The sequence below is a fragment of the Vreelandella sp. H-I2 genome, assembly GCF_052959335.1.
Genome location: NZ_JBRAMC010000007.1, coordinates 235,052 through 253,472, shown reverse-complemented (window position 1 = coordinate 253,472; position 18,421 = coordinate 235,052). Strand labels below are relative to the sequence as shown.

At 55.9% G+C, this 18,421-nt stretch carries 14 protein-coding genes; 7 read left to right on the top strand and 7 right to left on the bottom strand.

The genetic code is table 11. The features are described from left to right. Positions 1-8 precede the first annotated feature (8 nt). From coxB to ACUVOF_RS18030, 4 genes are read left to right on the top strand one after another with little or no spacing between them, the layout of a single operon-like run. Positions 9-1,061 (top strand): cytochrome c oxidase subunit II, encoded by a 1,053-nt coding sequence (gene coxB, locus ACUVOF_RS18045; RefSeq protein WP_447045643.1) that lies wholly within the window; start codon positions 9-11, stop codon positions 1,059-1,061. Continuing rightward, a complete protein-coding gene (gene ctaD / locus ACUVOF_RS18040; protein WP_447045642.1) occupies positions 1,058-3,598 on the top strand; it encodes a cytochrome c oxidase subunit I in 2,541 nt (846 codons plus the stop codon). Before coxB ends, ctaD begins: the two co-directional genes overlap by 4 nt. A gap of 17 nt (positions 3,599-3,615) precedes the next feature. Beyond that, positions 3,616-3,960 carry a hypothetical protein gene (locus tag ACUVOF_RS18035; RefSeq protein ID WP_447045641.1) on the top strand — a complete coding sequence of 115 codons (345 nt, stop codon included), beginning with the start codon at positions 3,616-3,618 and terminating at the stop codon, positions 3,958-3,960. A gap of 5 nt (positions 3,961-3,965) precedes the next feature. Next, positions 3,966-6,176: a heavy metal translocating P-type ATPase gene (locus ACUVOF_RS18030; RefSeq protein ID WP_447045640.1), complete on the top strand. Its 2,211-nt coding sequence runs from the start codon at positions 3,966-3,968 to the stop codon at positions 6,174-6,176. Here the strand turns inward: ACUVOF_RS18030 and ACUVOF_RS18025 are convergent, their stop codons facing one another. Next, positions 6,177-6,476, bottom strand: a complete 300-nt coding sequence (locus ACUVOF_RS18025) for a winged helix-turn-helix domain-containing protein (RefSeq protein WP_447045639.1) — start codon at positions 6,474-6,476, stop codon at positions 6,177-6,179. It abuts the gene before it with no gap. 42 nt (positions 6,477-6,518) lie between these two features. Then, entirely contained in the window at positions 6,519-7,592 is a 1,074-nt protein-coding gene (locus ACUVOF_RS18020; protein WP_447045638.1) for a PA0069 family radical SAM protein, read from the bottom strand. A gap of 167 nt (positions 7,593-7,759) precedes the next feature. On the opposite strand from ACUVOF_RS18020, the gene ACUVOF_RS18015 reads away from it, so the two are divergent. Together ACUVOF_RS18015 and ACUVOF_RS18010 are read left to right on the top strand one after the other, a co-directional pair. Further along, a complete protein-coding gene (locus ACUVOF_RS18015; protein WP_447045637.1) occupies positions 7,760-8,491 on the top strand; it encodes an SDR family oxidoreductase in 732 nt (243 codons plus the stop codon). Positions 8,492-8,560: 69 nt separating this feature from the next. Beyond that, the gene (locus tag ACUVOF_RS18010) at positions 8,561-9,106 is read left to right on the top strand and encodes a DinB family protein (protein WP_447045636.1); all 546 of its coding nucleotides are present in this window, start codon (positions 8,561-8,563) and stop codon (positions 9,104-9,106) included. Positions 9,107-9,232: 126 nt separating this feature from the next. Here the strand turns inward: ACUVOF_RS18010 and pgi are convergent, their stop codons facing one another. The 4 genes from pgi to ptsP all read right to left on the bottom strand — a co-directional run bounded on the left by pgi (position 9,233) and on the right by ptsP (position 16,672). Continuing rightward, the gene (gene pgi / locus ACUVOF_RS18005; RefSeq protein WP_447045635.1) at positions 9,233-10,900 is read right to left on the bottom strand and encodes a glucose-6-phosphate isomerase; all 1,668 of its coding nucleotides are present in this window, start codon (positions 10,898-10,900) and stop codon (positions 9,233-9,235) included. 185 nt (positions 10,901-11,085) lie between these two features. Continuing rightward, the gene (locus ACUVOF_RS18000) at positions 11,086-12,819 is read right to left on the bottom strand and encodes a PTS fructose-like transporter subunit IIB (protein ID WP_447045634.1); all 1,734 of its coding nucleotides are present in this window, start codon (positions 12,817-12,819) and stop codon (positions 11,086-11,088) included. Further along, positions 12,816-13,787, bottom strand: coding sequence for a 1-phosphofructokinase (gene pfkB / locus ACUVOF_RS17995; RefSeq protein ID WP_447045633.1), 972 nt, complete (start codon positions 13,785-13,787; stop codon positions 12,816-12,818). The genes ACUVOF_RS18000 and pfkB overlap by 4 nt, the downstream gene beginning before the upstream one ends. Beyond that, positions 13,787-16,672 (bottom strand): phosphoenolpyruvate--protein phosphotransferase, encoded by a 2,886-nt coding sequence (gene ptsP, locus ACUVOF_RS17990; protein ID WP_447045632.1) that lies wholly within the window; start codon positions 16,670-16,672, stop codon positions 13,787-13,789. Before ptsP ends, pfkB begins: the two co-directional genes overlap by 1 nt. 234 nt (positions 16,673-16,906) lie before the next feature. Between ptsP and cra the strand changes: the two genes are divergently transcribed. Beyond that, entirely contained in the window at positions 16,907-17,884 is a 978-nt protein-coding gene (gene cra, locus ACUVOF_RS17985) for a catabolite repressor/activator (protein WP_447045631.1), read from the top strand. Positions 17,885-17,898: 14 nt separating this feature from the next. Here cra and ACUVOF_RS17980 read toward each other — a convergent pair whose 3' ends face one another. Beyond that, positions 17,899-18,375: a methylglyoxal synthase gene (locus ACUVOF_RS17980; RefSeq protein ID WP_113270812.1), complete on the bottom strand. Its 477-nt coding sequence runs from the start codon at positions 18,373-18,375 to the stop codon at positions 17,899-17,901. Positions 18,376-18,421 lie beyond the last annotated feature (46 nt).

Below are 18,421 nucleotides of genomic sequence, written 5' to 3'. Positions count from 1 at the left end.
TGAGGCTAATGATTCACCGTTTAATAAGTATTCAACGCTTAACCAAGCAGTGGGTCAACCGGCTGCTTGTAGCGTTCGCCCTATTAGCTGGATTGCTGCTAACAGGGTGCGCAGGTGATAAATCTATTCTAGACCCGGCAGGCCAGGCAGCGCGAGATATAGCGATGGTCTGGTGGGTGATGTTGGGCTTTAGCACCGTGGTTTTAGGGATGGTTACCCTCTTTTGGCTTTATACGTTTAAGCGTAAGGAGGTGACGCGAACACCCGTTGAGGAGCGTCGAATAGCGCGTCGTTGGATTGTTGGCGGCGGAATTATACTTCCAGTAGCCAGTATCATAGCGCTGTTGACCTTTGGCGTGCCGACTGGGCAGCGTATGTTAACGCTGCCATTGAGCGATCCGCCGGAAGTGATTGAGGTGATCGGACATCAATGGTGGTGGGAGGTGCGCTATCCGGGCGCGGAAGGTGGCGAAGTGGTTACCGCCAATCAACTTATCATGCCAGCGGGTGAGCCCGTAGATTTTCATGTCACCGGTGCCGATGTAATCCATTCCTTCTGGGTGCCGCGATTGGGCGGCAAGATCGATATGGTGCCCGGGCATGTCAACAAAATTCGCTTAGAAGCGGATGCGCCCGCGATATTTGGTGCGCAGTGTGCAGAATTTTGTGGTACTCAGCATGCTCAAATGCACCTTTATGTAGAGGCCGTTGAACGTGATGAATATGAAGCGTGGTTGGCAGCACGCCAAACGGATGAGCTGTCGTCGTTAGCGGTAAACGACCAACAGCATGAATTTGCCAGGGAGGCATTTATGAGTCATTGCGCGAGCTGCCATCGGGTAGCGGGGCTCTCAACCGGAGGAGAAGGGCCGGCTCTTTCTGATCTTGGTAGTCGAGCAAGTCTAGGCGCCGGTGTCATCGCTATGGAAGAAGGGGCGGTGAGTACATGGCTTAAACAGCATCAAGCGCTTAAACCTGGCAATAAAATGCCTCCTCACTACGATATTGATCCGGCTACCTTGGAGTCCCTGGGTGCATGGTTGGAGACGCTAACCCCATGACCAATATTAACTATGAAACGACTCCAGTGGGTGAGCTACCCGAAGATCCGCAGCGCCTACACGACCGTTTAAATGAAATATGGGGCAACCCGCGTGGCCTGAAAGCGCTAACTATCGTAAACCACACCACCCTTGGCCTGCGGTTTATGGTGACCGGGATGGTGTTTTTCTTGATCGGTGGCATGTTGGCCATGCTGATACGTTCTCAGTTGGCACTGCCCAATCAAGATTTCATGTCGCCCAATATTTATAACCAAGTCACCACCATGCATGGCACGGTGATGATGTTTCTATTTGCTATCCCGATCCTTGAAGGGTTAGCGATTTACATGATCCCCAAGATGATCGGCGCACGCGATCTAGTTTGCCCCCGCCTGACAGCGCTCGGCTATTGGTGCTACTTGTTTGGCGGCATCATTATCACCTTTAGTTTAGTGCTGGAAATGGCCCCTGATAGTGGCTGGTTTATGTATACGCCACTGAGCAGCAGTGAGTACTCGCCTGGTTTGGGCTCGGATTTCTGGCTGCTGGGTATCACCTTTGTCGAAATCTCGGCGCTCTCTGCCGGGGTTGAACTCGTGGTTTCCATACTGCGTACGCGTACTCAAGGCATGGCACTGCACAAGATGCCGTTATTTGCGTGGTACATTCTCGCCATGGCGATGATGATCGTGGTCGGTTTTCCGCCGTTGATTTTAGGCAGTATCTTGTTAGAGCTTGAACGAGCAGTGGGAATGCCGTTTTTCGACGTCGCTGGCGGTGGTGACCCCATTCTTTGGCAGCACCTGTTTTGGTTGTTTGGTCATCCTGAGGTGTACATTATTTTCCTGCCGGGGGCGGGTATTGTTTCCACATTAATCCCGGTCTTCGCCGGTCGTCCAATTGTGGGCTATGGCTGGGCTGTCTTCGCCATTCTTACTACTGGGTTTATCAGCTTTGGTTTGTGGGTTCACCACATGTTTACGGTGGGCATTCCCCAGTTATCGCTAGCGTTCTTTTCAGCGGCGAGCATGATGGTTGCCATTCCCACGGGGATACAAGTATTTGTATGGCTGGCGACGCTGTGGTTGGGTAAGCCTAAAATGAAACTGCCGATGCTATGGATCGTAGGTTTCTTGGTCATTTTTGTATGCGGCGGCTTAACTGGCGTTATGCTCGCCCTGGTGCCGTTTGACTGGCAGGTGCACGATACCCACTTTGTGGTGGCGCATATGCACTACGTTCTGGTGGGGGGGATGTTCTTTCCGCTGATCGCCGGGCTGTACTATTGGTTGCCCTTGTTTTCGGGGCGTATGCCGTCAGAAACCATAGGCAAATGGGGCTTCTGGCTCGTTTTTATTGGCTTTAATACTACCTTCCTCGTTATGCACTGGACCGGACTATTGGGTATGCCTCGCCGCGTGTATACCTATGAAGCCGGTACAGGTTGGGAAATTTTTAACCTCATCTCTTCAGTCGGGGGCTTCATTACGTCTGTTGGTATTGCCATGGTGCTGCTGGATATTGCGCTGCACTTCCGTTTTGGTAAACCTGCGAAACATAATCCTTGGAACTCAGACACATTAGAGTGGGCCAATAACATGCCCCCTCTTCCCTATAATTTTGTCAGCTTACCAACCGTCGACACACGCCATCCGCTATGGGATAGCCCAGACTTGCCACGCACTATGATGGAAGGCCGACATGGGCTGGCGATAGCCACTCATGGTCGACGCGAAATGTGGGGAACTGACCCCATCACTGGCAAACTGCGTGAAATCATTCACCTACCTGGTAACTCCTGGTGGCCGCTGTTCGCCGCGTTGGCGCTGGCTGTGGTGTGTTTAAGTTTGCTAACCCGTCTTTATCCATTGGCGGGTGTCGCCGTGGTGGTGGCGGTGATCTTTCTACTGCGCTGGTCTTGGGAAAATGGCGCGCACCCTAACGCTGCGCCGGATGCACGGGTAGAGCCAGGCGACCCACCATTACATTCGCGGACGATGGATGGCCCGGGCCTGTGGGCCATGGCGATTGCGCTGCTCGCGAATGGCTCGTTTTTCCTTTCCTATCTTTTTGGCTGGTTCTACCTTTGGACGGTCTCGCCTGAATGGCGAATGCCTGAGACATCACCGCTCTCATTGGTGGGGCTAATCGTCGCCGGATTGGCGTTGACCGCTGGCGCAGGATTACTGGAAAAGCTAGTGCGTGGTTTGCGCCGGCAACACGATGCAGGGCTGGCAGTGGGCATGTATAGCATTAGTGCGCTTGGCTTTGTGCAGGTAGCCATCACACTGTGGGTACTGTTTAACGCCAATCTCGCTGTCACTGAGACTACTCACGATGCGGTGATTATGGTGGGGCTGGCTTATGCGCTTCTGCACGGTGGGCTAGGTGCCATACTGGCCCTGTTGCAGGGCCTGCGAGTAGGCTACGGTTATGTCGGTGCCCACGCCCCATTCGAGCCTGTGGTGGTGGCACAATGGTGGCGTTATAGCGTGGTAACGTTTTGGATCATTGTGGGTTCGCTTGCCGTGTTGCCACGCGTAATAGGAGGCTAAGCCCAATGAGAGCCACGATGGAACGTCTGCATTTTACCCATCCGATTCATTTCATTGTCGGTTTAACGCTTTGGAGCGGTTGGTTCGTAACAGTTTACGGCGGGCATGCCCTGGCCTGTGAAGTGGCGCTCCCCGAACCAGAGCAGGGCGTGTTCACGTTGATTAACGCCACTCTACTGGTTATTAGCTTGCTGGCAGCGGCCCTATTGGCGTGGCTCACGTGGGGATGTTGGCAAGTAGCTAAACGTCACCATGGCAGACTACGCTTTAATGCTTGGCTCTCCACTGGCCTATATTTTTTCTCTACGCTAGGCGTTGTCTTTGCAGCGATGCCGATTGTTGGCATACCGCCTTGCCTGTAAGTGGCATGACGCAAGCCAACGCCGAGCAGCTCTATACTCTCCACGGTATGTGGTGCACCAGTTGCGCTCTCGCCGTGGAGGGTTCCCTCAATCGGCTTGATGGGGTTCACGAGGTAAGCGTGCACTATCCTAGTGCTACGCTTTGTATCAGCGGCACGCCTGCTGCGACTCAACTCTCAGTACTTGCCTCAAAAGTTAAACGTTTGGGTTATCGGCTTAGTGAACTTGAGCCGGTGGCCGATGCCCATGCGCGCCTAGAAGAGGAGAGCCGCTATTTAACCCTGAGGTTGATGGTGGGGGCGTTGTTCGGCATGTGGGCCATGCTTGCCTCACTATTAATATACGTTGGCGCGTTGCCCAGTGAGCAGGTTGAGCTAATAGTCGCCTGGGTGTCGGGGGCTTTTTCACTTCCCGTTGTGTTGTTTGCAGGTCTACCTTTTTACCGCGCGGGATGGCGTACCCTGCTTGCCAAGCGTCCCGGTATGGATGTGTTGATCAGCCTTGGCGTGTTTGGCGCGGTAATTGTCTCAGTGGTGCTTTTATGGCGTGGCGCCTCTGAAGTCTACTTTGATACAGCGGTCATGCTGATTGTGCTATTGCTGGTAGGGCGGCTGGTGGAAACGCTATGTCGCCACCGTGGGTTAAAAGCGCTGGATGCCCTTGCACTGCCAGATGACAACGTAAGCGTTTGGCAAAACGACACTTGTCGATCGCTCCCGGTGGGGGAAGTAAGCACTGGAATGCGTGTAGCGTTGGTATCGGGGGAGCTGTTGACGCTAGATGGCACCCTCGAAGCGCCCGGCTGGATCGATACCGCCTCCCTGACCGGCGAAAGCCTACCGCGCTATTTTAATGCAGGGCAAAAGGTATACGCGGGCTGCCGTTATCTTGGCGTAACGCCTGTCGTCATGCAGGTAAGCGCAGAGGTGGGCAAGCGTCGGCTGGATCGGCTATGTGATGAAATGCGCCGCTATCAGGCTAAAAAAGGTGAGCTTCAAAAACTTGCTGACCGGTTTGCTGCCTGGCTAAGCCCCCTTGCGCTGCTATTGGCGCTGTTAACACTACCGAGCGCGCTGCTAATGGGGCTGGGCTGGGAAGAGGCATTTGTTCGTGCACTGTCGGTGTTAGTCGTCGCTTGCCCTTGCGCCGTCGGGCTTGCAGTGCCGCTGGCAAGTCTTGCGGGTAGTGGCCAGGCTATGCAGCAAGGTATTGCGCTACGCGACCCGGCAGCGCTTGAAACCTTGGCGCGCATTCGCTCAGTCGCGCTGGATAAAACCGGTACATTAACCACCGGTAGCCATTCCGTGCTGCATTGGCAGGCCAGGGCGGGTATTGATGAGCATGCATTGCAACAAAAGCTCAGCGCTGCCGTTGCTGGAAGTGAACACCCGTTAGCCCACGCGTTGGCACGCTGGTCGAGCGATGAACGTTATCAGCACCCTGAGCAAAACCCCGGGCAAAACCCCGAGCAAAACATAGAAGTAAATGAATCGCCCGGGGAAGGGCGCCGTGTACGGTTAAATAGCGGCGAGTGGCTAACGCTAGGCAGCGCTAATTGGCTAAATCGACAGCAGATTGTGTTGCCATCCCAAGCAGAAGACCCCGCGATGGCGTTTGCTTCTCAGGTGATGTTGGCTGACAAAGCGGGCTGGCTGGCTACGTTCTATCTCACCGATCAACCCGTGGCTGATGCTGCAACTAGCGTAAAGCGCCTCCTTGAGTCAGGTTATGTGGTCGCCATGATCAGTGGCGACCGCCAGGGCGCAGTAAACTGGTTAGGTGAGCGGGTAGGGCTTACGCGAGACGCTTGCTATGCCCAACGCTCGCCTGAAGCCAAAGCGCGGCTGCTGCAGGCGCTGCCATCGCCAACGCTCTTCGTGGGTGACGGCTTGAATGATACGTTGAGCTTGGCCGCAGCTGATGTGGGTATTGCGCCACTGAGTGCCAGCGAGGCCGCCCGGGAAGGCGCTTCCGCACAGCTAATGACGCCCGGCATAAGTGGCGTGGTGCGATTGCTTAGTATCGCCAAGCGCACGCGGCGCATCATGGTGCAGAATCTGTTCTTTTCGGCGCTCTACAATACTTTGGCCTTGGGGTTGGTGGTGCTGATGGCGATACCCCCGTTAGTAGCGGTACTCGCCATGGCAGCAAGCTCGCTGACGGTGACCCTCAATGCTGCGCGGCTGGCTTGGGCGGAGCCGGATGAAAACGACTAACTAAATAGCATAGCCAAGCGCTTGCTTAAGTTGCTCGGCGTGTGTGGCTACCCAACGTGGGTCTATCGCTCCCCAGTCGCGTATCTGGTAGCGGCCAATATTATGGCGTTCGCCGTCATCTTTAGTGAACACGCACTCAATATCCAACTCGGCCAAGGACGCAATTGTGTCCTGGGCGGTGCGCCGTGGCATACCTGTGGCTTCGATTAATGCAGGCACGCTGGTAACACCTTGTTCGATCAAATGGGCAACATATAAACGTCGGTAAAAGCTCGACTTGGTTTTGCTAAGCGCGGTCATTCGGATTCCTTTGTAATAAATGAATTAACGTTGCGGCTTAGCTTAAAGGAATAAATCTCTCTGCGCGCGTGGTGGCCGGAAATCGCGTGTGTTTAAACCCTGCTCAGTGCGATCCTGCATGTTCCATTGGCGGCTGGCGCGGGCAAAGCGTTGCGCAATTAAATCGGCAAATACTCCTTCACCGCGAAAGCGCTTGCCAAACTTGGCATCGTACGCCTTACCGCCACGGCACTGACGCATTAGGCTCATCACTTTCGCCGCGCGCTCCGGGTAGTGGGCTTCCAGCCACGCCTCAAACAGCGGCGCTACTTCATAAGGTAAGCGCAGCAACATCCAGGCTGCCGTTCGTGCCCCTGCTCGGCTGGCGGCTTCGAGCAGTTTTTCAATTTCATGATCGGTCAGCCCTGGAATCACCGGTGAAATCAGGGTGCCCACTGGAATACTTGCGGTATTCAGTTCACGGATGGCTCGTAAGCGCGCCTGAGGCGACGCCGCCCTTGGTTCTAGCGTGCGCTTTAAATTGGCGTCTAGGCTGGTCAGGCTAACAAATACCCGCACCAAACGGTGCTCGGCCATTTCCGCCAGCAGTTCTAAATCGCGCAGCACTAGAGTGCTTTTGGTGACCAGCGTGACCGGATGGCGGCACTCCAGCAGCAATTCCAGCAGCCGGCGAGTGGTTTGGTAGGTAGCCTCTAACGGCTGGTAGCAGTCGGTATTGCCGGAAAGATTGATCGGGCGGCATACATAGTTAGGGTGACACAGCTCCTCCGTTAATCGCTCCACCAACCCACTACGGGCAATTAGCTTGGTTTCAAAATCTAGCCCGGGCGATAAATCCCAATAAGCGTGGGAAGGGCGAGCAAAGCAGTAAACGCAGCCATGCTCACAGCCGCGATAAGGATTTAGCGAGCGGTCAAAGGGCAAATCCGGCGATTTATTCCACGACAGTGCGCTTTTGCTTACTTCCTCGCGCACCTCGGTGGCGAGGGTCGTAGATGCTTCTTCCCGCCACCAGCCATCATCTTCTGCCACGCTATGGGTAGGCGCAAAACGATTGTGCGGGTCGTACGTTGCCCCGCGACCCTTATAGGAACTTGGTGGGCCAAGAGATGCCATGGTTCACCTTTTATAGTGGTTTTATATACAGTAGTTGTGAGATGGCAAGAAATCAAGAGCAAGTAAATGACTGAACTAGGCTGGGTGGCATGGTACAGCTACCCAAGCCACTATCACCGGGTTAATGTGCTAGGTGGGTTAGGTATCAAAAATAACGAGGAGGCACCATGTCGAAAGTAGTTATTGTGACGGGAGGAAGCCGAGGTATTGGGGCAGCGACATCTATGCTGCTTGGCTCCAAAGGCTATGCAGTGTGCGTTAACTATCTTGCTAACAAAGCACGCGCAAGTAACGTGGTTGATTCCATTATAAGTGAAGGCGGTCGAGCATTTGCTTACCAAGCGGATGTCAGCAGTGAAACAGACGTTATCCGACTGTTTGATGCCGCAGAGGAGCGCTTTGGCGGTGTGACCCACTTAGTCAACAATGCAGGCATACTATTTACCCAATCCAAGCTGGTCGACATCGACCTTGAGCGCTTCAACCAAGTGCTTAATAGCAACGTGGTCAGCTGTTTTCTTTGCTCCAGAGAAGCCGCCAGACGCTTTCCTGCAGGTAGTGCCATCGTCAATGTCTCATCGCTTGCCTCGCAAACAGGCTCGCCCTTCGAATATGTCGACTACGCTGCATCGAAAGGTGCCATGGACACCCTAACAAAGGGGTTGTCTCGTGAAGTGGCGGGTTCGGGGATTCGTGTTAACGCCGTTCGTCCCGGTTTTATCTACACTGATATGCATGCCGATGGTGGCGAGCCAGGACGGGTTGATCGTTTGGCTCCCCAAATTCCTATGCAGCGTGGCGGTAGCGCTGACGAAGTGGCTAATACCATCGCTTGGCTGCTGTCGGAAGAAGCCTCTTATGTAACGGGGTCATTTATTGATGTCGCAGGTGGGCGGTAACGCCGTTCTTCGCCTGTATTTCAAACGTTCTAAACGGGTGCTGCTTTTGACAAGGAAAGGTCTTAACTCATGACACTTCAACAACACTTCGAACAGTTAGCCACTTATAACCAGTGGATGAACGCTAAACTCTATAATGCCGCCGGTAAGCTGAGCGCCTCTGAACTGACTGAAGAGCGTGGCGCGTTCTTCGGCTCGATTTTTGGCACACTGAACCACATCGCGGTAGCCGACACGATTTGGCTCAAACGATTTGCAACACACGCCTCTTCTTCCGCAAGGACGCTTGAGGTAATGGTGGCACTACCTACGCCAGCTCGTCTTGACCAGATTCTCTTTGATGACTTGAAGGGATTGAAAGCGCATCGCCAATGGCTCGATACCGTGATTATTAACTGGGTAGCGGCGCTGACAGACGACGATTTGAGTACCACGCTGAGTTATCACAACACAAAAGGAGTGGCCTCAAAACGCCGCTACTCAAGCCTGATCGTTCACTTCTTCAATCACCAAACCCACCACCGCGGACAGTTAAGTACCTTGTTCTCCCAGGCCGGTATTGATATTGGCGTCACCGATCTCTTGGAACTGATTCCGAATGAGGCTTCAATATGATGGTTAATCACCTTTCTGACTTTCTAGTTCGTTGATGTTATGGAGCTTACCGTATAGGGGCAAGAATAAACGCCCTGGTTTTCTCAAACCAAGGCGTTCGTTTTTCTACCCGTTTACCAACCTAGCCTAGCGCTTCTTCTTCGCAGGCTTCTTATCGGCACTCCCTGAGGCGCTTTCCTTTTCGCCGCTACCGCCATTAGGGAAGTGAGCACGAACCAATTCCAGCAGGCCTTGAGTGGAGGCGTCGAAATCGGCGGCGTTGGTGTCGATGCGCTCGCTGATTTCGCCAGCGATGCGCTTGCCGAGCTGCACGCCCCACTGGTCAAAGGAGTTGATGTTCCAGATCACCCCTTGAACAAACACCTTGTGCTCGTAGAGCGCGATCAGCGCTCCCAGGTTTTTTGGCGTTAATTCGTCCAGCAATAAGGTGCTGGAAGGGCGGTTGCCGGGACAGCTGTAGGGGTCGTGTTGGCTGAGTTCTTTGCCATCCCCTTGGCTGCCTTCCATAAAGGCATTGGCCTGGGCGAGCATATTGGTCAGCAGAGCGAAGTGGTGGTCTTCCACGCCGGGCTCGGGCTTGAGAGAGGCAATAAAATCAATCGGCACGTAGCGGGTGCCCTGGTGGAGTAGCTGGAAGAAGGCGTGCTGGCCGTTGGAGCCGGTTTGCCCCCACACAATCGGGCCGGTTTTGTAGTTCACCGGGTGGCCGAAAATATCCACCGATTTACCGTTGGACTCCATATCCAGCTGCTGAAGGAATGATGGCAGTTGGTTCAGCGCTTGGTCGTAGGGCACGATGGCGTGGGTCTCGGCGCCAATAAAGTTGATGTACCAAATACCAATCAGCGCCATCAGCACCGGCATATTTTGCGAGAAGGGCGCGTTGATGAAATGGTTATCCATTTCATGAGCGCCTTCCAGCAGCTCGATAAAGCCTTCAAAACCGATCGAAAGCGCAATCGGCAGCCCGATGGACGACCACATGGAGTAGCGACCGCCCACCCAGGCCCAGAACTCGAACACATTCTCTTCGCGAATGCCGAACTCCATCGCTGCCTTGCGGTTGGTGGAAGCAGCGATAAAGTGCGCGCCCACGTCGGCGTCTTCGCCAGCGTTTTCCAGGAACCAGCGCCGTGCGGTTTTGGCGTTTAGCAGTGTCTCCTGGGTAGAGAAGGTCTTGGTAGAGACGATGAACAGCGTAGTCGCCGGATCAAGGCGCGAGAGCACCTTCTGAATATGCGTACCGTCCACGTTGGAGACGAAGTGGAAGTGCAGCTCCGGGTGGCGGTATTTGAGCAGCGCGCGAACCGCCATATTGGGCCCAAGATCCGAGCCGCCAATACCGATATTGACCACGTCTTTAATGCGTTTGCCGCTGTAACCTTTCCACTCGCCGCTGCGCACCGCTTCCGAGAATAGCTTTATCTGCTCACGGGTACGGGTGATCTCAGGCATGACATCTTCACCGTCCACATAGACCGGCTCGTCGCCTAAGTGGCGCAGGGCGGTATGCAGTACCGGACGGTTTTCCGTCACGTTGATAATATCGCCGGAGAACATCTGCGCTCGGCGCTGAACCAGCGCCGAGTGGTCGGCTAGCTCAATCAGCTTGGAAAGCACTTCGTCGGAGACGTGGTGCTTGGAGTAGTCAAGAAACAGACCGCCCACCCGTAAGCTCATTTTCTCAAAACGCTGCGAATCATTGGTGAAGTAATCACGAATGCGGTCGTTAGCGGTCTTGTCGCGCAGGCGGTCAAGCGCCTGCCAGGTAACACTACGAGTGAGCTGAAACATAGAGCGATCCGTTTGTTATAAGTGAACGTGGTAATCAAATACAAAAGAGGCGTTATGTAAAAATACTACATAAAAAATGACAAAGAGTAGAGGGTATAAGTGGCGTGACAAAGCATTAAATGCGTAAAGCGACGTATTTAAAAGGACAGGCATGTTCGCCTGCCCTCTCTTTTTGGTAGCAGCGGTTAGGTGGCGAGTGCTACCTGTGCCGCATCACGTTTGATAAACGCATAGCCTAACCCCGTCACCAACGAACCAGCCACAATAGCGCCAAGGTAGAGCAGGGCCGGGGTAATGGCGTTGGGGATCAGTAGTACAAAGATACCGCCGTGAGGCGCCATCAGTTTTGCACCTACCAGCATCGAGAGAGCGCCGGTGAGGGCACCCCCTGCGATACAGGCGGGGATAACGCGTAGCGGGTCTTTCGCCGCAAAGGGGATCGCGCCTTCGCTGATAAAGCACATGCCGAGTACAAAGGATGCTTTGCCCGCTTCGCGCTCCGGTGCTGAGAACTTGTTGCGCGCGACAAAGCTGGCGATGCCCATACCAATGGCAGGCACCATCCCCGCTGCCATAATCGCGGCCATGGGGCCGTAGGTTTCCGAGGCGAGCAGGCCCACACCAAAGGTGTACGCGGCCTTGTTGACGGGGCCACCCAGGTCAAAGCACATCATTGCGCCCAGCAGAATACCCAGCAGCACCGCATTGGTGGAGCCCATGGATTCCAAGAAGCTAGTTAGGGCACTAAGCAGCGCCGCGACCGGTTCGCCAATTACGTAAATCATGGTCAGGCCGGTGACCAGACTGGCGACCAGCGGAATGATCAGAATCGGTTTGAGGGATTCAACACTGGAAGGGAGTTTGACGTGGCGAGTCACCGCCAGCGCCACATAGCCCGCCAGGAAACCCGCCAAAATACCGCCGATAAAGCCGGAGCCGATATTAGCCGCCAGCATGCCGCCAATCATGCCCGGTGCGATGCCGGGGCGGTCGGCGATGGAGTAGGCGATATAGCCTGCCAGTACCGGAATCATTAGCGCAAAGGCGGTGCCACCACCGATCTGCATCAGCGCTGCGGCTAGCGTGCCTTCCTGCTCAAAGGCTTCAATGCCAAACACAAAGGAGAGCGCAATCAGCAGGCCGCCCGCCACGACCATCGGCAGCATGAAGGAAACGCCGGTGAGCAGGTGCTTATAAACGCCTTTTTCTTTGACACTCTTATTCGCTGTGCCTGCATTACTGCTGCCGTTCTCGATGACGGCCTCGCTGAGCGCCGCTTCAAGCGTGGGACGAGGCTTTTTTAGCGCGTTGCCGGTGGAGGTGCGGTAGATCCGCTTGCCGGCAAACCGCGACGGATCAACATCGATATCGCAGGCCAGTACGACCACATCGGCGTCGGCGATTTCTTCTTCGGTCAATTTATCTTGCGCGCCCACCGAGCCTTGGGTTTCCACCCGAATGGCGTGGCCCATGGCTTTGCCTGCCTCTGCGAGTGCTTCGGCGGCCATAAAGGTATGCGCCACACCGGTAGGACAAGCGGTGACCGCAACTATTTTTTTACCGTTCGCCGCGCTAGTGGAGGCTGGCGCACTGGCGGCTTTGGGGGCGCTGTAAATGGGCGCCTCGCGCTTGGCCTGGGCCAGAAAGTCGCTGGGGTCCGGTAGGGCGCTGGCAATCGGCGCTTGGAATAGGCGTTTGCCTTCGAAGCGTTCCGGGGCAGGCACGTAATCAGCGGCAACCACGATCAAGTCGGCGTTAGCAATCTGCTCGGCAGTAGCGGCCTGGAGCGGAGCCACTTCACCGTGCATTTCCACGTGTGCCACCCAGCCTTGGCGCTGGGCAGCTTGTTCCAGGCGCTTGGCGGCGAGGAAGGTGGTTGCCATGCCGCTGGGGCAGGCGGTAATCAGAATAATATTCATAGCGTGGCTCCCTCGGTGATGGTGTCATCAAGACGCCGTATCCGGGTATGTTGTTGGAGTGAATCGAAATCGGCAGCAAGGGGGGTGCCCACGCCAATGTGGCGCACGGCCTCGGCCGAGAGCGCGGTGGCAAAGCGCAGCGTTTGTTCCGGGGTGTGCTGATTCAGTAAGCCGTGGAGCATGCCCGCGACAAAGGTATCGCCAGCGCAAACGGTATTCGTCGCGGTAACCTTGGGTGGGGTGGCTTGCCAGGCACCTTGCGCGTTAACCCACAATATCCCTTCGGCACCCGCTGAAATCAGCACATTGGCGATGCCGCTTTCATGCAAGCGCTTAGCAGCAGTTAAGCGCGCATCGAAAGACGTCATGTTTTTACCCGCCCACTCTGCCAGTTCGTTTTCATTGGGTTTAACGCTAGCGGGTTGAGTCGCTATCGCCGCATTGAGTGCCGGGCCGCTGGTATCCACCCAAAGCGGCACGCCGCTAGCGTTTAAATGGCTTAACAGCTCGCTGAAATCGTCCAGCGATAGCCCAGGGGGCAGGCTACCTGCTAGAACGACGGCTTGGGGTGGCGCTGCGCTGCCAAGCTCAACATCCAGCGTGTCGATCAGCGCCTGCAAATGCGTGGCGTCAATGGGCATGCCGGGGCCGTTAATATCGGTAACGCGACCGCTCTGTTCAGCAAGTTTGGCATTAATGCGGGTTTCCCCCGGCACGCGTACAAAGGCGTCGGTTAAGGAGTACTTGGCAAATGCCAGCTCGAAGGGAGCGCCGTTATCGGCACCTAAAAAACCGCTGACGGTGACGGCGTGACCAAGACCTGCCAGTACGCGGGCGACGTTAACGCCTTTCCCAGCCGCTTCTAATTGCGCGCTGGTGGGGCGGTTTACGCTGCCTGGTACGAGCACCTCAAGATTAAAGGCTAGATCCAGCGCCGGATTCAGGGTAATGCACAGCACGCGGGCCATTATTGAGCCTCCAAGACATCGCGCACGGCATCACTGGTCGCTTGGGAAAGTGCTAGCTGCGCGCTGGCCTGGGCGTCGGCGAAATCAAACTCGCGCAGGCGGGCCTTGACCAAGGGAATCTGCCGTGCGCTGACTGAAAGCTCGTCGACACCCAGCCCCACCAGCACGGGAATAGCCATGGCGTCGGACGCTAGCTCGCCGCACACACCGACCCACTTGCCTTGGCTATGCGCTGCGGCCACGGTCATTTGGATTAAACGCAGCACTGCGGGGTGTAACCCATCAGCTTGAGCGGAAAGCTCCGGGTGGCCGCGATCAATTGCTAATGTGTACTGGGTCAAGTCGTTGGTGCCGACGGAGAAAAAATCGACTTCGGCGGCAAGGCTGGGTGCTAGCAGCGCGCTAGAGGGTATTTCAATCATCACCCCCAACTGCACATCAGTGGCGCGTTGAGACGTAGGGATCTCTTGCAGTAGGCGGTCATAAATGTTTTTGACCGCACGGAACTCGGCAATATCTTTGACCATCGGCAGCATAATTCGCAAAGGCTGATTCGTGCCAGCCATTAGCAGGGCGCGTAGCTGAGTTTCCAGTACGTCGGGTTGCGTCAGCGCTAAACGAATACCGCGCAGACCGAGGAAAGGATTGTCTTCTTGGGGCACTGGCCAGTAGGGCAGAGGCTTATCACCACCGACATCTAATGTGCGCGCGACCAGCGGGCGGCCATCGAGTGCGTCAATCGCCTGCCGGTACTCGCTAACCTGGGTGGCTAAATCCGGGGCGCTGGCGTGGGCCATAAATAGGAATTCGGTACGCAGCAGGCCAACGCCTTCGGCGCCGCGCTCTACCGCATCGGCGGCGTGGGCAGTATTGCCCAGGTTGGCGGCGACTTCGATACGGAGGCCGTCGCGGGTCTGCGCCACTTCAAAGCGGCTTTCCCAGGCTTCGGCTTCGCGTTGCTGATGATCGAGCAGGTGCTGCTCGGCGCGCTGTAGCCTCTGCTCTGAAGGCTGTGATGTTACCCGGCCACGGTCGCCGTCCAAAACCATCATGCTGGCGTTATTAAGCGCCATTACCGATTGACCCGCGCCCACCACGGCGGGAATACCCAGTGCGCGGGCCAAAATTGCGCTGTGCGCCGTGGCGCCACCGCGAACGGTCAGCAGGCCGCGGACACGTGATGTATCCAATCGAGCTACATCGGAAGGACCTATATCGTCCATGACCAGAATGTAAGGGTGATCCGGCGGTTCGGGCAGCGCCACATCACACAGAACTCCCAACACCCGACGGCCTACATCGCGCAGGTCGGCGGCACGTTCGGCCAGCAGACGGTCGGCAAGCATTTCCTGGGCGTGAGCAGCGGTTTCAATTGCCTCCCACCAGCCCGCTTCCGCCGTGCGTCCTTCACGGATAGCATCCGTAGCAGCGTGGTGAAGCTCTGGGTCGGCGAGCATCTCTTCGTGCATTGAGAGAATGTCGGCTACCTCGCCGCCTGGAGCATTGTGCACCAGCGCCTGTAGCTGGGCCCCGCCCTCCTTGATGGCGTGATTCAAGCGAATCAGCTGCTGCTCGGTGTCATCGGCATGCTGCGGATAATTAAACTGCATTGGGCGAATGACGAACACCGGTGCGATCGCTAACCCAGGCGATGCCGCGATGCCAACGTGCGGCGTATCCGCACTTAGCGGAATCACCTCGGCCTCAGGCGCAATGCCCGTTAGGTCGGCGTTCGCTGGGGCCGTGTCGCGTCCACCTTCGAAGGGCGTCACTTTTTCGCCCAGGCCCGCCTCAATTATTTCCGCCACATTCTCCAGCGCTTGCTGCGCGCCGTCGCCTTCGGCGGATAGCATCAGCCATTGGCCACGGCGTGCGCCAAGGCCAATCACTTTGGTCAAACTGGCTGCCGATACCGGTGTGGCGTTGCCTTCCTCTAAACGCACATTAATAGGCATGGCCTGGGCGCGTGCGATTTGCACTAACTGTTTAGCGGGACGGGCGTGCAAGCCATGGGGGTTGAGCACGCGTACACGACGGGTTTGGGTATTTGCGGTTTCGCCCGCCAGAGTGGCCAGTAGCTGCGCGCTGGTTTTGCCCACCAAATTGTCGCTTTCTCCACTTTCTAGCACCGCCATCAATTGCTCTAGCAGCGGACGGTGGGATTCGCCGTGGGCAGCTAAACAGAACAGGGCATGTACCGGGTGGCCAGCGCTTTCCAGAGTGTGCTCCGCCGGTGTGGCAACGCCTAGCGCGGGCTGGTTAACGCCCTGAGCGCTGCTGGCCAGCCACAGCCCTTTACCTAACCAGGTCGGTTGTGATGCGGCGACTGCAGTAATAAAACTATTATCGACACAGCCGCTTTGGCGTAAGCGGGCAGCGGCAGCCAGGGCCAGCTCTTGCGGGTCACGAGCAGGAAAGTTAACGCACAGGGTGTCGGTATCCAGACGCGGCGCTAATGCTGGTTTGGAAAGCAACCGCGCTACATCAGCAGCGGAACTGGCGCTGGCCAGCTGTTCGGAAACGCCTTCGCGATCCAGTACGTGAGTGAGCTGGCGCAGAATATCCAGGTGCTCATCGTTTTGAGCCGCAATAGTCACCAACACATGTACCTGCTGGCCATCGTGCCACTTCACGCCTTGAGGAAATTGCAGCACGCGCACGCCAGTACGTTTTACATGTTGGCGGCTTTCTGGCGTGCCGTGGGGAATCGCAATGGCATTGCCTAAAAACGTTGATGACTGGGCTTCACGCGCGTGCAGACCATCGCGGTACTCGGCCTCAACGAATCCGGCGTCTGCCAGCGCTTCAGCGGCTAAGTCTAGCGCTGTTTGCCAGCTATCAGCATGGCGGTCCAGCAAAATGTCATCGGGGCCGAGAGTCAACATGGTATTCTCCTGTATACGCATTCTGCTGACAGCTCTGTAAATTCGTAGCAAGACAGAGGCGTGTACATAAACTGGTCATTGAGTGCCATAAGGAAGCTGGGTGAATCGGTTCACCTGATTTTAATGCTATGCTGAATCGATTCACTGAATGACACAAGGTTTGTGTTTTTAGACTTTGGTCTTGTATGCGCTGACTTGCTGATAAACTGCTCGGTTACACCAAGAGGAACCTGAATGACACTTGCCGATATTGCCCGGCTAGCCGGCGTCTCGCGCACGACCGCTAGCTACGTGATCAATGGTCAGGCCGAGCAGCGGCGCATTAGCGCGGCAACGATTGAAAAAGTAATGATGGTGGTTCGCCAGCATCGCTATCACATTGATCCGCAGGCGGCAGCGCTACGCCGTGGGGCGAGCCGCTTGCTGGGCCTTATCGTGCCGGATTTGGAAAACATCAGCTATGCCCGGCTGGCTAAACGCCTGGAACGTGGCGCGCGGGAGCAGGGCTATCAGTTGCTGATTGTCAGTTCTGATGACTGTGCAGAAAGCGAACGTACGCTCGCCTTGGCGCTGCGCGCCCAGCGCTGTGAAGTGTTAATTACTGCCAGCTGTTTGCCCAGCGACGATACTTTTTATGCGGACTTGGTCGCCGAGGGTTGGTGTGTGGTGGGCATGGACCGCGGCCTGGACCCAACGCTTTTTTCCAGCGTGGTGAGTAATGACTGCGAAGCGGCAGAAGTGTTGACTCGCTCGGTGATTGATAAGGCAACCAAACGCATTGCGTGGCTGGAAGCGATGCCGGATTTGTCGATTAGCAGTGAGCGTCGGGCGGGCTTTCAGGCGGCACTTAAAGGCACTGATATTGAGCCGCTTATTTTAAGCGGCACGCGCTACGAGCGTAGCGAAGGGGCAAGCTTAGCGGCTGAGTTGCTGGATAAACAAGGTGGTGCTGATGCGTTGGTCACCGCCTCTTACACACTGCTGGAAGGGGTTTTTGACGAATTCTTGGAGCGTGGTGGTTTGCCGGACACTATGCGCCTGGCAACCTTTGGCGATCATCGACTGCTGGATTTTCTTCCCCAGCCGGTCAACTCGGCGCTGCAGGATTACGACCGAATCGCCGAGTTAACGTTGAAATGTGCATTAGCTGCCATGAACGGGCGCTACGAGCTTGGTCTGCAGGTAGTCGCGCGTCATCTGCATACACGATAGGCGTGGCGTGTAGGCTAGGTCGTTCTAGCTTGGGCCCAGGCGTTGGCATCTGGGATCGACATATCGTAGCTTTCGCTTAAGTAAGGCGATGAAAGCAGGAAGTCGGCGGTGGCTGCATTACAGGCGACGGGTACATTCCATAGCGCAGCTAATCGTAGCAATGCTTTGACATCCGGGTCATGGGGCTGAGGCGAAAAGGGGTCCCAAAAGAAAATCAGTACATCTAGTCGCTGTTCAGCTATTCGCGCGCCAATCTGCTGATCGCCACCCAGCGGTCCGCTCATCAACCCTTCCACGCTAAGCCCTAACGCTGTTTTTAGCCGTCCGGCGGTCGTGCCGGTACCAATCAACTCGTGCTGGCTGAGCGCGTTTTGCCAGCGGGTCGCCCACTCGAGCATTTCAGATTTTTTGCCATCATGAGCAATTAGTGCAATGCGTTTGCGCGCTTGCAAGGTGCGAATGGTTTGGCGGGGCGGTTGCGCGTCAGTCATGGCGTCAGTCTCCTTATTGGCCCTATGGCCTTATCAATTTTTCTTA